The sequence below is a fragment of the Pseudomonas cimarronensis genome (assembly GCF_049331905.1).
GTDB lineage: Bacteria > Pseudomonadota > Gammaproteobacteria > Pseudomonadales > Pseudomonadaceae > Aquipseudomonas.
In genome coordinates, this window is record NZ_CP186283.1 from 2,780,166 (window position 1) to 2,794,280 (window position 14,115).

Sequence of the window (14,115 nt, forward strand, 5' to 3'; positions counted from 1 at the left end):
GGGCGGCACTGGCCGCCCCGTCGCCGGTCACTGAAATCAGTCTTAGCCGATGATTTCGATGCCGCCCATATAAGGTTTGAGCACCTCCGGTACGCGGATGCTGCCATCGGCCTGCTGGTAGTTCTCCAGCACGGCCACCAGGGTACGCCCCACCGCCAGGCCAGAGCCGTTGAGGGTGTGCAGCAGCTCCGGTTTGCCGGTTTCCGGGTTACGGTAGCGCGCCTGCATACGGCGGGCCTGGAAGTCGCCGCAGTTGGAGCACGAGGAAATCTCGCGGTATTTGTCCTGGCTCGGCACCCAAACTTCCAGGTCATAAGTCTTCACCGCGCCAAAGCCCATGTCACCGGTGCACAGCGCCAGTTTGCGGTATGGCAGCTCAAGCAGCTGCAGCACGCGCTCGGCGTTGGCGGTCAGGCTTTCCAGCGCTTCAAAAGACTTGCTCGGCTCAACGATCTTCACCATCTCGACCTTGTCGAACTGGTGCTGACGGATCATGCCGCGGGTATCACGGCCGGATGCACCGGCTTCACTGCGAAAGCACGGCGTATGCGCGACCAGTTTCAGCGGCAGCTGCTTGGCATCGAGAATCTCACCGGCAACGATATTGGTCAGCGACACTTCAGCGGTCGGGATCAGGTACAGATCGGCTTCGCCTTCGCGGGCGATCTTGAACAGGTCTTCTTCGAACTTCGGCAGCTGGCCGGTGCCTTGCAGCGCTGGGGCCTGCACCAGATACGGCGTGTAGGCTTCTTCGTAGCCATGTTCGCTGGTGTGCAGGTTGATCATGAACTGCGCCAGGGCGCGGTGCATGCGGGCAATCGGCCCGCGCAGCACGGCAAAGCGCGCGCCGGACAGCTTGGCGGCGGTCTCGAAATCCAGCCAGCCATGTTGCTCGCCCAAGGCGACGTGATCCTGAATCGGGAAGTCAAAGCTGCGCGGTGTGCCCCAGCGCGATACCTCGACGTTGCCCTCCTCGTCTTCACCAATCGGCACCGACTCGTGCGGCAGGTTGGGAATGTTCAGCAACAGGTTGTCCAGCTCGGTCTGGATGGCATCCAGCTCGCGCTTGCCCTCTTCCAGATCGCTGCCCATCTTGTCCACTTCGGCCAGCAGCGGCGCAATGTCTTCACCACGCTGCTTGGCCTGGCCAATGGACTTGGAGCGGCTGTTGCGCTCAGCCTGCAGCTGCTCGGTGCGGGTCTGCACGGTCTTGCGCTGGGCTTCCAGGGCTTCGAAACGGGCGACATCAAGGACAAAGCCACGGGTGGCCAGGCGCTCGGCCACTTCTTGGAGCTGGGTACGAACGAGTTTGGAATCGAGCATGTTCTGGTCTCAACACTTCACAAAGGTTTGCATGGCCTGGGCCATGACGCGCAATGCCGCGCAGTTTAAGGCTTTAACAGGGTTGGGTGCCACACTGCAGGTTCGCGCGTGCTGCTACTGATAGAGACGTGCCAGGGCAAAACCGCCCCACACGGCGAGCACACCGCCGACCACACTGCACAGCAGGTAGGCAAACGCCTCATTGTGACGACCACTTTCAAACAGTTTGAGCAACTCTAGACTGAAAGAGGAAAAGGTGGTGAAACCGCCGAGCAGGCCGATGATCAGGCCACTGCGCAACTCGATTGGCAGGTCACTGCGTAGCAGGAACAAACCGGATAACAGACCGATCACTAGACACCCGATGATATTCACGGTGAAGGTGCCCAGGTAGAAGTGCCGAGGCCATTGCGCCACCACCCAACTGGCGGTGAGAAAACGCAGTACGGAGCCCACGGCACCGCCGAGTGCTACAGCCATGGCTACACGAATCATGGTTTTCTCCGTTGCCGAGGGCTATTGCGATCCTGATTTTTCAGGTGCTGCAGCTTATCGCGAATTTTCAGCTCCAGACCTCGTGGCACTGGCTGGTAATACTCACGCGGCGCGAAGGTTTCAGGAAAGTAGTCTTCGCCTGCCGCATAGGCATCCGGCTCATCATGGGCATAGCGGTACTCATCGCCATAGCCCAGCTCTTTCATCAGTTTGGTCGGCGCATTACGCAGGTGCAGCGGGACTTCCTGCGAACCATGTTCAGCAGCATCACGCTTGGCGGCGTTGAAGGCGTTGTAGACCGCGTTGCTTTTCGGTGCGCAGGCCAGGTAGACAATCGCCTGCGCCACGGCCAGCTCACCTTCAGGGCTGCCCAGGCGCTCCTGCACATCCCAGGCATTCAGGCACAGGGTCAGCGCGCGCGGGTCGGCGTTACCGATATCCTCGCTGGCCATCCGCACCACGCGGCGGGCGATATACAGCGGATCGCAGCCGCCATCGAGCATGCGTGCAAACCAGTACAGCGCTCCGTCCGGGCTGGAGCCGCGCACGGATTTGTGCAGCGCGGAAATCTGGTCGTAAAAAGCCTCCCCGCCCTTGTCGAAACGCCGGCGGGTATCGCCCAGCAGATTGAGCAGCAAGTCACTGCTGATCTCACCCCCGTCTTCGGCCAGGTCCGCAGCATTCTCAAGAAAGTTGAGCAGGCGGCGGCCATCACCATCGGCGGCGGCCTGGAGAATCGTGAAACTTTCGTCCGGCAGGCTCAGCTGCCGTTCACCCAGGCCCTTTGGATCACTCAAGGCGCGCGAGACCAGTTTGCGCAGCGCGCTTTCATCCAGGCTTTTCAGCACATACACGCGCGCCCGTGATAGCAAGGCGTTATTCAGCTCGAAGGAGGGGTTTTCCGTGGTGGCGCCGATAAAGATAAGCGTGCCGTCTTCCACGTAAGGCAGAAAGGCATCCTGCTGCGACTTGTTGAAACGGTGTACTTCGTCGACAAACAGGATGGTCTGGCGGCCGTATTGCGCGGCATGCTGCTGCGCCACTTCTACGGCCTGGCGGATTTCCTTGACGCCAGAGAGCACGGCGGAAATGGTTTCGAAATGCGCGTCGGAAACCTGCGCCAACAAGCGCGCCAGGGTGGTCTTACCGACACCTGGCGGGCCCCAGAAGATCATCGAATGCAGGGCGCCCTGCTCCAGCGCCTCACGCAAGGGTTTACCACGGGCCAGCAAATGCTCCTGACCCACATACTCATCCAGGCTGGTAGCACGCAGCCGGGCAGCCAGGGGTTGAGCAACGGGGGCCTTGCGAAACAGATCCATGACTGCGGTTTAACGCCTCGGGTGCGGGGTGCTTACTCTTGGATCACGTCGGCACCGGCCGGGATCTCGAAGGTGAATTGCGCATCATCCTGCGGCTCGTTCATCTTCACGTTGAGAAACAGGATGTTGGTGCGCTGACCGATGCTGTCAATCAGTTGCATATCGTTGAGCACCTTGTTGCGAAATGACAGGCGCAGGCTGTCGAACAGGGTGTCCTTGGATTTTGGCTTGAGGATGAAATCGACCACGCTGCCGCCTTCGTTATGGCTGATCTCGAAGTTCTCACGAATCTTCGACACGTCACCGGATAGCAGCAGCGCTGGGGTGTGGGTCAGGCGTTGATCGAGGGTCTGGATGGTCACCTGTTGCAGGTCCGGGTCATATAGCCAGACCTTCTCGCCATTGGATACCAGCAACTGCTCCATCGGCGCATCGGTGTGCCAGCGGAACAGGCCAGGGCGTTTCAGCGACAACTGGCCAGCGGTTTCCTGCAGCTGGGTGCCGCTGCCGTCCAGGGTCAGCTGGGAAAAACGCGCGTTGATGGTCTGCGCCTGGTTAAGTAACTCGGTTAGGCGTTGAATGGCCACTTCATCATCGGCTACAGCGGCGATGCTGGTAAAACTCAGCAGGGTCAGCACTAACATGCGAATCAGGCGCATGGGGGTCCTCATCTATTCGGGTATTCGGGGCAGCAATCTGGGTCGGGCACTAGTCGCGCATCGGGCCTGGAGCTATGACCTCGCGCGAGCCATTGGTGTTCATTGAGGTAACCACACCGGCCATTTCCATGGCTTCAATCATGCGCGCAGCGCGGTTGTAGCCAATTTTCAGTTTGCGCTGAACGGCGGAAATCGAGGCGCGACGGCTTTCAAGGACGAAATTGACCGCCTCATCGTAAAGCGGGTCGGCTTCGCTGCCTTCACCACCGCCCTCGCCGCTGCCGCCCTCAAAACCACTCCCTGACTCCTCGACGCCATTGAGAATGTCATCGATGTAGTCAGGCGTGCCGCGTTGCTTCCAGGCCTCGACCACCCTGTGGACTTCATCATCGGATACGAAGGCGCCGTGTACGCGAATCGGCAGGCTGGTGCCGGGCGGCATATAGAGCATGTCACCATGGCCGAGCAGTTGCTCGGCGCCACCCTGGTCGATAATGGTGCGCGAGTCGATCTTGCTCGATACCTGGAAGGCCATACGGGTCGGGATGTTGGCCTTGATCAGGCCGGTAATCACGTCCACCGAGGGGCGCTGAGTCGCGAGAATCAGGTGAATCCCCGCGGCACGGGCTTTCTGCGCGATACGAGCGATCAGCTCTTCGACCTTTTTACCAACGATCATCATCATGTCGGCAAATTCATCGACCACCACCACGATGGTTGGCAGGGTTTTCAGCAGCGGCGCTTCATCGTGCATGCTTTCGCGCTTGTACAGCGGATCGGCGAGCGGCTCGCCGGCCTCTTCCGCATCCTTGACCTTGCGGTTGAAGCCGGCCAGGTTGCGCACGCCCATCTTTGACATCAGCTTGTAGCGCCGTTCCATCTCGGCTACCGACCAGCGCAGGGCGTTGGCGGCTTCCTTCATGTCGGTCACTACCGGACAGAGCAGGTGCGGAATACCTTCGTAGATCGACAATTCGAGCATTTTCGGGTCGATCATGATCAAGCGCGCGTCTTCTGGGCTCGATTTGAACAGGATCGACAGGATCATTGCGTTGACCCCCACCGATTTACCCGAACCGGTGGTACCTGCCACCAGCAAGTGCGGCATGCGCGCCAGGTCGGTGATGATCGGTTTGCCGGCAATGTCGTGGCCCAGCGCCAGGGTGACCGGCGATTTGGCGTCGTCGTACTCCGGCGAGGACAGCACCTCGGAGAAACGCACGATCTGCCGGTCTTCATTGGGTATCTCGATACCGACCGTGGTTTTACCTGGAATAACTTCAACCACGCGCACGCTGGTTACAGCTAGTGAGCGCGCCAGGTCTTTAGCCAGGTTGGCGATGCGACTGACTTTAACCCCGGCTGCCGGTTGAATTTCGTAGCGGGTGATCACCGGGCCTGGGTGGATCGAGTCAACCGAGACTTCTACGCCGAACTCCTTCAGCTTGAGTTCCAGCAGATGGCCGACGCCTGCCAGTGACTCGGGGGAATACGCGACTTTCTTGGTTTCGGCCGGATCGAGGATGGAGATGGGTGGCAGCGTACCCTCGATGGCGCTGTCGACGAACAGCGGCACCTGCTTTTCTTTCAAGACGCGCTTGCTGGGTTCGGGGGCTTTCGGTGCAGCTGGTGGAGTAATCACCGGAGCCGGACGGTTAACCCGCTCGCTCATGTGTTTGTTCAGCGCATCTTCGCGCTCGATCAGCCGCTCCTTGACCTTGGCCTGCTCGCGGCGATCCAGCACGATCGGAGCTGACACTTCGCTGACCCGCTCATCCACTTCACGCAGTTGTGCCACCAGTTGCTTGCGCTCCAGGCGAGCATTCCACCAGCGATTGGCCAGGCTCTGAATCAGCTCGATCAGATCAAGGGTGATCTTGCCGGTCAGGTCCATGACCTTGAACCAGGACAGATCGGTAAATACGGTCAGCCCGAACAGAAACAGGGCAATAAACAGCAAGGTACTGCCCTGTACATTTAGCGCATTAATAGCCAACTGGCCGAGGCTTTCGCCAAGAGCGCCGCCGGCCGATGCAGGCATGCTGGAACTGGCCTGGAAGTGAATATAAGCCAGCGCCGCGCCGGACAGCACCAGAAACACCAGACCGATCAGCCGCCAGGAAAATAGCCAGCCGCTCCACTGCCAGGGCTGATGACGCGCACGAAACACCTGCAGAGTTTTCACCGCGAGCAACAGCGGAAACAGATAGGCGAAATAGCCCAGGGCCATAAACAGAATATCGGCAAACCAGGCACCGGCACGACCGGCGGCGTTCTGCACCTGCTCGACATTACTGGTGTGGGTCCAGCCCGGATCGGCCGCATCGTAGGTCAGCAAAGCCATCCACAGGTACAGGCAAAGCGCGCCAAGGCCTATCAGAGCGCCTTCTTTCAATCGATAGGGCAACTGCTGACGCCAGAGAGGGGCTTGTACGGTTGGGCTAGATTTCTTCAAAACGCATCTGTTCCTGCGCCAAAGGCGCCGAATAATTGGTTAACGGCAAAATATGCAGCGATTGTACGGGTTTAGTCAGACGATACCAGAGCGAACTGTATGCATAAACAGCTCGAGTGGTTGACTCCCGCTCCTTGCCTGCTTCGGTGTAGCATATCCGCCAACATCTTCCGTGCGGCTCAATTGGAGCATGCATTCTCTTTTGTGACAAAGGCTTATGAGGTGTTTTTATGAGCGAAGTCAAGCATTCACGCTTGATCATCCTGGGCTCCGGCCCTGCCGGTTATAGCGCTGCCGTTTACGCTGCCCGCGCCAACCTCAAGCCTGTAATCATTACCGGCATTCAGCCCGGCGGTCAGCTGACCACCACCACTGAAGTGGACAACTGGCCGGGTGATGTTGAAGGACTGACCGGCCCGGCGCTGATGGAGCGTATGCAAAAGCATGCCGAGCGCTTTGAAACCGAGATCGTCTACGACCACATCCACACTGCCGAGTTGCAGTCGCGTCCTTTCACGTTGAAAGGCGACAGCGGTACTTACACCTGTGATGCACTGATTATTGCCACGGGCGCATCGGCACAGTACTTGGGCCTGCCTTCTGAAGAAGCATTCTCCGGCAAAGGTGTATCGGCCTGCGCCACCTGCGATGGTTTCTTCTATCGCAACCAGGTGGTTGCGGTAATCGGCGGCGGTAATACCGCCGTTGAAGAAGCCCTGTACCTGTCGAATATCGCCAAGGAAGTGCACCTGGTGCACCGCCGCGACAAGCTGCGCTCGGAAAAGATTCTGCAGGACAAACTGTTCGACAAGGCCACCAGCGGCAACGTGGTGCTGCACTGGAATCACCAGCTGGAAGAAGTGCTGGGCGACAACACGGGCGTTACCGGTGCACGCCTGAAGAACACCCAGACGGGTGCAACCACTGACCTGCCGCTGGCCGGTGTGTTTATTGCTATTGGCCATAAACCCAACACCGACCTGTTCCAGGGGCAGCTGGAAATGCGCGACGGTTACCTGCTGATCAAAGGTGGCAACGAAGGTAACGCTACTGCGACCAGCATCGAAGGTGTATTCGCTGCCGGTGATGTTGCCGACCATGTCTATCGTCAGGCCATTACTTCGGCTGGTGCTGGCTGCATGGCAGCGCTGGATGTCGAAAAGTTCCTCGACGCCAATTGATCGACCGCAAGGCGGGCTATCTGGCCCGCCCTGCCCTCTTCCTGCCCGATTCCGGCCCTGCCCATGCTGACGTGGTTGCAACGCGAGTCACTGGACTTTCCTCCACTTAATAGCGCGCTGCGCGATCCCAATGGACTGCTCGCGGCGGGTGGCGACTTGCGTCCTGAACGCCTGATCCAGGCCTATCGCCACGGCTGCTTTCCCTGGTTTCAGGATGGCCAGCCGATTCTCTGGTGGTCGCCCGACCCACGCACGGTTCTACTGCCTGATGAGTTGCATGTCTCGCGTAGCCTGGCCAAGGTATTGCGCCAAGGTCGCTATCGGGTAAGTTTTGATCAGGCGTTCAGCGAGGTTATTCGCGCCTGCGCCGCACCACGTAGTTATGCGGCAGAAACCTGGATAACCAGCCCCATGCAGGATGCCTACCTGGAATTGCATAGACGCGGCATCGCTCATTCGGTGGAAGTCTGGCGTGACGGTAAGCTGGTGGGCGGGCTTTACGGCTTGGCGATGGGTCAGCTGTTCTTTGGTGAGTCGATGTTCAGCCGCGCCGACAATGCATCCAAAGTAGGTTTTGCCACACTGGTTGAACGGCTGAAAGCCTGGGGTTTTGTCCTGATTGACTGCCAGATGCCCACTGAGCATCTGCTCAGTCTTGGCGCCCGAACAATTAGCCGTAATGAATTTGCGCGCCACCTCAGCCTTTATCTTGAACAGCCCAATCAGGCTGACTGGGTTGCCTAGGCGAGTTTGTCAGCCTGGCTTACACTTGGTTGAAGACTGATCCCGAGAGTCGATCATGACCGAGCTGGCCCGCCTAAAGTTTTATGCCACTCAACCACATCCCTGCAGCTATCTGCCCGACGAACAAGCCACTACGTTGTTCCTCGACCCCAGCCAGCCCATGGATGCGCAGGTGTATGCCGAACTCTCGGAAATGGGCTTTCGCCGAAGTGGCGACCACCTCTATCGCCCGCACTGCCAGCGCTGTACCGCCTGTGTTCCAGCGCGCATTCCCGCCGCACAATTCAGCCCCAACCGTCAGCAGCGACGGATTTTCAAGCGCAATCAGGATATTCAGGTGCGCCAGGTACGCCCGACATTTACCGAAGAATATTACGCGCTGTACGTGCGCTACATAGAACAGCGGCATGCCGATGGCGATATGTTCCCGCCTAATCGCGAGCAATTTTCGACCTTTCTGGTGCGCGACCTTGCGTTTTCTCGCTTCTATGAATTTCGCCAGGACAATCGCCTGCTGGCGGTGGCGGTAACCGATGTACTGCCTAACGGTCTGTCTGCGGTGTATACCTTTTATGAGCCGAACGAGGAGCGGCGTAGCCTTGGGCGCTTTGCCATCCTCTGGCAAATTGCCGAAGCCGCCCGCCTGGGGCTGCAAGCTGTGTACCTCGGGTACTGGATCAAGAACTGCCGCAAGATGAGCTACAAGACCCAATACCGTCCGATTGAGCTGTTCGTCAATCAACGCTGGGTCAGCCTTAACTGAAGCCCTTGGCGCAAACCCCAATTTTCGGGCACAATGCACGCCGCTTTTGCCTGGCGCCAGTTGCACCGGGCCATTCATTGGATACCGAGGGCTTTACTGCATGTCGAAAGAAGACAGCTTCGAAATGGAAGGCACTGTCGTCGACACCCTGCCCAACACCATGTTCCGCGTGGAGTTGGAAAACGGGCACGTCGTTACTGCGCACATCTCCGGAAAGATGCGCAAAAATTACATCCGCATTTTGACTGGTGACAAAGTTCGCGTTGAACTTACACCTTATGACTTGAGCAAGGGCCGCATTACCTATCGCGCCCGTTAACAGGCTGCTGAAAACTCCGTTTTCCGGTATCTGTTACACCACGCTCCAGTAAAAACGCCCGGCATTGCCGGGCGTTTTTGTGCGCGCAAGAACTGTAGATGGCCGTTAGGCCATCTCAGCGGTGGTTTCAAAGTCGAAGGTCAGCTCGCCATCAGCGATATCAACATGCACAACCCCTCCGTGTTCAGCCAGCTCACCGAACAGAATCTCTTCTGCTAACGGTCGCTTGATCTTGTCTTGGATCAAACGCGCCATTGGCCGAGCGCCCATCTGCACGTCATAGCCACGTTCCGCCAACCAGTTACGCGCAGCATCGCTGACTTCGAGCATGACACGCTTGTCCTCCAGCTGTGCCTGCAACTCAGTGAGGAACTTGTCGACAATGCTTTTAATCACCTCATGGCTCAGGCGACCAAACTGGATGATGGTATCCAGACGGTTACGGAACTCTGGGGTGAAGCTCTTCTTGATCACTTCCATGGCATCGGATGAGTGATCCTGGTAAGTGAAGCCAATTGATGCGCGTGAAGCCGTTTCGGCGCCAGCGTTGGTGGTCATGATCACGATTACATTGCGGAAGTCCGCCTTGCGCCCGTTATTATCGGTCAGCGTGCCATGGTCCATGACCTGCAACAGCAGATTGAAGACTTCCGGATGCGCCTTTTCGATTTCATCGAGCAGCAGTACGCAATGTGGTGTTTTGGTAATGGCTTCGGTGAGCAAGCCACCCTGGTCAAAACCCACATAACCAGGTGGAGCACCGATCAGGCGCGACACGGTATGCCGCTCCATGTATTCGGACATATCGAAGCGAATCAGCTCAACGCCCAAAGCCTTGGCCAACTGCCGCGCCGCTTCGGTTTTACCTACACCGGTCGGCCCGGCAAACAGGAATGACCCGACTGGTTTGTCCGGGGCCTTGAGGCCCGCTCGTGAAAGCTTGATCGCGGTAGACAGCGAGTCAATCGCCGCATCCTGACCAAACACGGTGAGCTTAAGATCGCGCTCAAGGTTACGCAGCAACTCCTTGTCCGAGCTGCTGACATGTTTTGGCGGAATCCGCGCAATCTTCGCTACGATATCCTCGACCTGCGCGACATCGATACGAGCCAGACGCTTGTCTGCCGGCTGCAGACGCTGATAAGCACCGGCCTCGTCAATGACATCAATAGCCTTGTCTGGCATATGTCGGTCATTGATGTAGCGCGACGCCAGCTCAGCCGCTGCGCGCAGCGCTTCATCGCTGTATTCAATGCTGTGGTGCTGTTCGAAACGACCTTTCAGTCCACGCAGAATACCAATGGTGTCTTCCACCGAAGGCTCCACCACATCGACTTTCTGGAAACGCCGCGCCAGAGCACGGTCTTTCTCGAAAATACCGCGGAACTCCTGGAACGTGGTTGAGCCAATGCAGCGGATTTCTCCTGATGAAAGCATCGGCTTGAGCAGGTTGGACGCATCCATGACACCACCTGAGGCGGCGCCGGCACCGATAATGGTATGGATTTCATCGATAAACAGAATCGCATGAGGCCGTTTACGCAGCTCGTTGAGCAGCGCTTTCAAGCGTTTCTCGAAGTCCCCCCGGTATTTGGTGCCTGCCAGCAGCGCACCGAGATCCAGTGAGTAGACAACGCTATCGGCCAGCAAGTCAGGCACCTGAGCATCAACAATGCGCTTGGCCAGCCCTTCGGCGATTGCGGTTTTACCCACGCCTGCCTCGCCCACCAAGAGTGGATTGTTCTTGCGACGACGCGCCAGAATCTGCGCAACGCGCTCAACTTCCTGCTCACGCCCGACAAGCGGGTCGATGCGACCCTGACGCGCCAGCTCATTCAGGTTGCTGGCATAGGCATCCAGCGGATTGCTGGAGCTGGAAGACTCACCGCCCTCCTCATCCTGCATTTCCTGTTCGGTTTCTGAGTGACCGCCATGGCCTGGCACCTTGGAGATGCCGTGGGCAATAAAATTGACCACATCAATGCGCGCGACGCTCTGCTGTTTGAGCAGGAACACCGCCTGACTTTCCTGCTCGCTGAAAATCGCCACCAGCACATTGGCGCCCGTCACTTCACGCTTGCCGGAACTCTGCACATGGAACACCGCACGCTGCAGAACACGTTGGAATCCCAACGTAGGCTGAGTTTCGCGTTCTTCATCGTGCTGTGGAATAAGCGGCGTGGTTGAGTCGATAAACTCCTGCAGATCATGCCGCAGCTTGTCCAGGTTGGCCCCACACGCGCGCAGTACGCTGGCGGCAGCCTCGTTATCCAGGAGGGCCAGGAGCAAGTGCTCAACCGTCATAAATTCATGACGCTTGGTGCGAGCCTCCTTGAAAGCCAGATTGAGGGTGACTTCGAGCTCTCGATTTAACATAGCTTCACCTCATGCCCAAGTGTCCGGCGTTAACCGTCTTTCTCTATTTCACAGAGTAGCGGATGCTGGCTCTCTCTCGCATATTGATTCACCTGTGTCGCTTTGGTTTCAGCAATATCGCGGGTAAACACTCCACACACTGCCCGCCCCTCTGTATGGACGGTCAGCATGATCTTGGTCGCCAGTTCTCGATTCAGGTTGAAGAACACCTCGAGTACCTCGACCACGAAATCCATGGGCGTGTAGTCATCGTTAAACAACACCACTTTATACATGGGGGGAGCCTGCAGAGCGGGCTTGGATTCCTGAACGGCCAGGCCGAAGGAATCGTCCTCATGCTCTGCGGGGCGATCCTGATTGAATGTTAGTCGAATCTGGCTACGTGCATGCATGCTGAAGAGCTTCGTTTAATGGGCGAATAGTCTGTGCTAGACAGAGTTTGAACGGCTTCTCAGCCAGTTACAGCATTGCCTTGACTATCGGCAAAACGGTGTTACAAACAATGAATACCCAGCGTGGGTATTAAGGGGTTTCACACGCAGGCCGCCTTGGCGAACTGGGTGTGGAATTGAAGTGGATGATACTCCAGTGATGGAGTCCTTTGCAGAGGGATATCAGCATGGTTAGCGGTAAGGTCAAGTGGTTCAACAACGCCAAAGGCTATGGATTCATCCTGGCCGATGGTCGAGATGAGGACCTGTTCGCCCACTACTCGGCTATCCAGATGGACGGCTATAAAACGCTGAAGGCTGGCCAGCCGGTAAGCTTCGATATTATTCAAGGTCCAAAAGGACTCCACGCCGTAAACATCAGTGCGGCTACTGCCGCCAGTGAAGCGCCCGCCGTAGTTAAGCACCACCAGGGCGTAACGGTTGAAGTCTGATTAGAGTCATCTGGGCAGTTAATCGCCCACAAAAAAGGCCGGTCACTTGACCGGCCTTTCTTTATGCGCAGCTGATTGGCTTACATGTGCGAAATCAGTGCATCACCGAATGCCGAGCAGGACAGCAGCTTGGCACCGTCCATCAGGCGCTCGAAGTCATAGGTGACGGTCTTGGCACCGATGGCACCATTGGTGCCCTTGATGATCAGATCGGCCGCCTCGGTCCAACCCATGTGGCGCAGCATCATTTCAGCGGAGAGAATCAGCGAACCCGGGTTCACCTGATCCTTGCCAGCGTACTTCGGTGCAGTACCGTGGGTAGCTTCGAACATGGCTACGGTGTCAGACAGGTTGGCGCCCGGCGCGATGCCGATGCCGCCTACTTCAGCCGCCAGGGCGTCGGACAGGTAGTCGCCGTTGAGGTTCAGGGTGGCGATCACGTCGTACTCGGCAGGACGCAGCAGGATCTGCTGCAGCATGGCGTCAGCGATGGCGTCCTTGACGATGACGTTTTTGCCAGTTTTCGGGTTCTTGAATTGCATCCAAGGGCCGCCATCCAGCAGGGTTGCACCGAACTCTTCAGCGGCAATTTCGTAGGCCCACTCCTTGAAGGCACCTTCGGTGAACTTCATGATGTTGCCTTTGTGCACGATGGTCAGCGAGTCGCGGTCGTTATCAACCACATACTGCAGAGCTTTACGTGCCAGGCGCTTGGTGCCTTCTTTGGAAACCGGCTTGACGCCGATACCGCAGTCCTGGTCGAAACGAATCTTGGTAACACCCATTTCCTCTTGGAGGAACTTGATGACCTTATTGGCTTCCGGCGAACCGGCTTTCCACTCGATACCGGCATAGATGTCTTCCGAGTTCTCGCGGAAGATGGTCATGTCGACATCGCCAGGCTTCTTCACCGGGCTTGGCACGCCTTCAAACCAGCGCACAGGGCGCAGGCAGACATACAGGTCGAGTTGCTGACGCAGGGCAACGTTCAGGGAGCGGATACCACCACCGACTGGCGTGGTCAGCGGGCCCTTGATGGAAACGACGTAATCTTTGACCGCGTCCAGGGTTTCCTGAGGCAGCCAGGTATCCTGGTCGTAAACCTGAGTGGCTTTCTCGCCAGCGTAAACTTCCATCCAGGAGATCTTGCGCTCACCGCCGTAGGCTTTCTGTACGGCAGCATCAACGACTTTGATCATGACCGGGCTGATATCGACACCGATACCATCACCTTCGATAAAGGGGATGATTGGATTGTTCGGTACGTTCAGGGATGTATCGGCATTGACGGTGATTTTGTCACCGGTGGCAGGCACCTGGATCTTTTGGTATCCCATGCTGGACTCCGTTGTTTTCGTGGTCTGGCATTCAGTCACGCAGATGACGTGCTGAATAGATCTTTTTGGGTCTCGGAAAGGCGAGTTATTTTTGTAGTTTTTCTACAGAAAGTCACGCACTTTATCCATTGAAAACATTGCACATGCGCGTTCTTGCGGGCATCAGGCTGATTAGCAAAACGGCTTTGTAGTCAAACTACAAGTACGCTACACAGCGCTTGTGCCAAGACGATTTTATCCTAGCAGCTCATTGCCCAA

Annotated in this window: 13 protein-coding genes; 5 read left to right on the top strand and 8 right to left on the bottom strand. The window is 57.4% G+C overall.

What is annotated here, in order from left to right:
* Positions 1-42: 42 nt before the first annotated feature.
* From serS to ftsK, 5 genes are all read right to left on the bottom strand, one after another.
* Positions 43-1,323, bottom strand: a complete 1,281-nt coding sequence (gene serS, locus ACOCLD_RS12960; RefSeq protein WP_422909463.1) for a serine--tRNA ligase — start codon at positions 1,321-1,323, stop codon at positions 43-45.
* 114 nt (positions 1,324-1,437) lie between these two features.
* Positions 1,438-1,818, bottom strand: a complete 381-nt coding sequence (crcB, locus tag ACOCLD_RS12965; RefSeq protein ID WP_422909464.1) for a fluoride efflux transporter CrcB — start codon at positions 1,816-1,818, stop codon at positions 1,438-1,440.
* Positions 1,815-3,140 (bottom strand): replication-associated recombination protein A, encoded by a 1,326-nt coding sequence (locus ACOCLD_RS12970; RefSeq protein ID WP_422909465.1) that lies wholly within the window; start codon positions 3,138-3,140, stop codon positions 1,815-1,817. Before ACOCLD_RS12970 ends, crcB begins: the two co-directional genes overlap by 4 nt.
* Before the next feature lie 32 nt (positions 3,141-3,172).
* The gene (gene lolA / locus ACOCLD_RS12975; RefSeq protein ID WP_422909466.1) at positions 3,173-3,799 is read right to left on the bottom strand and encodes an outer membrane lipoprotein chaperone LolA; all 627 of its coding nucleotides are present in this window, start codon (positions 3,797-3,799) and stop codon (positions 3,173-3,175) included.
* Between the two features lie 49 nt (positions 3,800-3,848).
* Positions 3,849-6,254 carry a DNA translocase FtsK gene (ftsK, locus tag ACOCLD_RS12980; RefSeq protein WP_392539888.1) on the bottom strand — a complete coding sequence of 802 codons (2,406 nt, stop codon included), beginning with the start codon at positions 6,252-6,254 and terminating at the stop codon, positions 3,849-3,851.
* A gap of 230 nt (positions 6,255-6,484) precedes the next feature.
* Between ftsK and trxB the strand changes: the two genes are divergently transcribed.
* From trxB to infA, 4 genes are all read left to right on the top strand, one after another.
* Positions 6,485-7,435, top strand: coding sequence for a thioredoxin-disulfide reductase (trxB, locus tag ACOCLD_RS12985; protein WP_422909467.1), 951 nt, complete (start codon positions 6,485-6,487; stop codon positions 7,433-7,435).
* Positions 7,436-7,498: 63 nt separating this feature from the next.
* Positions 7,499-8,179 carry a leucyl/phenylalanyl-tRNA--protein transferase gene (gene aat / locus ACOCLD_RS12990; protein ID WP_422909468.1) on the top strand — a complete coding sequence of 227 codons (681 nt, stop codon included), beginning with the start codon at positions 7,499-7,501 and terminating at the stop codon, positions 8,177-8,179.
* Between the two features lie 55 nt (positions 8,180-8,234).
* The gene (locus tag ACOCLD_RS12995; RefSeq protein ID WP_422909469.1) at positions 8,235-8,942 is read left to right on the top strand and encodes an arginyltransferase; all 708 of its coding nucleotides are present in this window, start codon (positions 8,235-8,237) and stop codon (positions 8,940-8,942) included.
* A gap of 100 nt (positions 8,943-9,042) precedes the next feature.
* On the top strand, positions 9,043-9,261 hold the full coding sequence (infA, locus tag ACOCLD_RS13000; RefSeq protein ID WP_002553999.1) for a translation initiation factor IF-1: 219 nt from the start codon (positions 9,043-9,045) through the stop codon (positions 9,259-9,261).
* Positions 9,262-9,366: 105 nt separating this feature from the next.
* On the opposite strand, the gene clpA is transcribed toward infA, so the two are convergent.
* Together clpA and clpS are read right to left on the bottom strand one after the other, a co-directional pair.
* Positions 9,367-11,637 carry an ATP-dependent Clp protease ATP-binding subunit ClpA gene (clpA, locus tag ACOCLD_RS13005; protein WP_422909470.1) on the bottom strand — a complete coding sequence of 757 codons (2,271 nt, stop codon included), beginning with the start codon at positions 11,635-11,637 and terminating at the stop codon, positions 9,367-9,369.
* Between the two features lie 29 nt (positions 11,638-11,666).
* Positions 11,667-12,029: an ATP-dependent Clp protease adapter ClpS gene (clpS, locus tag ACOCLD_RS13010; RefSeq protein WP_108488264.1), complete on the bottom strand. Its 363-nt coding sequence runs from the start codon at positions 12,027-12,029 to the stop codon at positions 11,667-11,669.
* Positions 12,030-12,256: 227 nt separating this feature from the next.
* Between clpS and cspD the strand changes: the two genes are divergently transcribed.
* Positions 12,257-12,520, top strand: a complete 264-nt coding sequence (gene cspD / locus ACOCLD_RS13015; protein WP_422909471.1) for a cold shock domain-containing protein CspD — start codon at positions 12,257-12,259, stop codon at positions 12,518-12,520.
* A gap of 80 nt (positions 12,521-12,600) precedes the next feature.
* Here cspD and icd read toward each other — a convergent pair whose 3' ends face one another.
* Positions 12,601-13,857 (bottom strand): NADP-dependent isocitrate dehydrogenase, encoded by a 1,257-nt coding sequence (icd, locus tag ACOCLD_RS13020; protein WP_257778409.1) that lies wholly within the window; start codon positions 13,855-13,857, stop codon positions 12,601-12,603.
* Between the last annotated feature and the right edge of the window lie 258 nt (positions 13,858-14,115).

What these genes read in the sequence shown, in the direction of transcription:
- aat (WP_422909468.1), top strand. Translation starts at nt 7,499, where the DNA reads ATGCTGACGTGGTTGCAACGCGAGTCACTGGACTTTCCTCCACTTAAT.
- clpS (WP_108488264.1), bottom strand. Translation starts at nt 12,029, where the DNA reads ATGCATGCACGTAGCCAGATTCGACTAACATTCAATCAGGATCGCCCC.
- infA (WP_002553999.1), top strand. Translation starts at nt 9,043, where the DNA reads ATGTCGAAAGAAGACAGCTTCGAAATGGAAGGCACTGTCGTCGACACC.
- trxB (WP_422909467.1), top strand. Translation starts at nt 6,485, where the DNA reads ATGAGCGAAGTCAAGCATTCACGCTTGATCATCCTGGGCTCCGGCCCT.
- ACOCLD_RS12995 (WP_422909469.1), top strand. Translation starts at nt 8,235, where the DNA reads ATGACCGAGCTGGCCCGCCTAAAGTTTTATGCCACTCAACCACATCCC.
- clpA (WP_422909470.1), bottom strand. Translation starts at nt 11,637, where the DNA reads ATGTTAAATCGAGAGCTCGAAGTCACCCTCAATCTGGCTTTCAAGGAG.
- icd (WP_257778409.1), bottom strand. Translation starts at nt 13,857, where the DNA reads ATGGGATACCAAAAGATCCAGGTGCCTGCCACCGGTGACAAAATCACC.
- cspD (WP_422909471.1), top strand. Translation starts at nt 12,257, where the DNA reads ATGGTTAGCGGTAAGGTCAAGTGGTTCAACAACGCCAAAGGCTATGGA.
- serS (WP_422909463.1), bottom strand. Translation starts at nt 1,323, where the DNA reads ATGCTCGATTCCAAACTCGTTCGTACCCAGCTCCAAGAAGTGGCCGAG.
- lolA (WP_422909466.1), bottom strand. Translation starts at nt 3,799, where the DNA reads ATGCGCCTGATTCGCATGTTAGTGCTGACCCTGCTGAGTTTTACCAGC.
- ACOCLD_RS12970 (WP_422909465.1), bottom strand. Translation starts at nt 3,140, where the DNA reads ATGGATCTGTTTCGCAAGGCCCCCGTTGCTCAACCCCTGGCTGCCCGG.
- crcB (WP_422909464.1), bottom strand. Translation starts at nt 1,818, where the DNA reads ATGATTCGTGTAGCCATGGCTGTAGCACTCGGCGGTGCCGTGGGCTCC.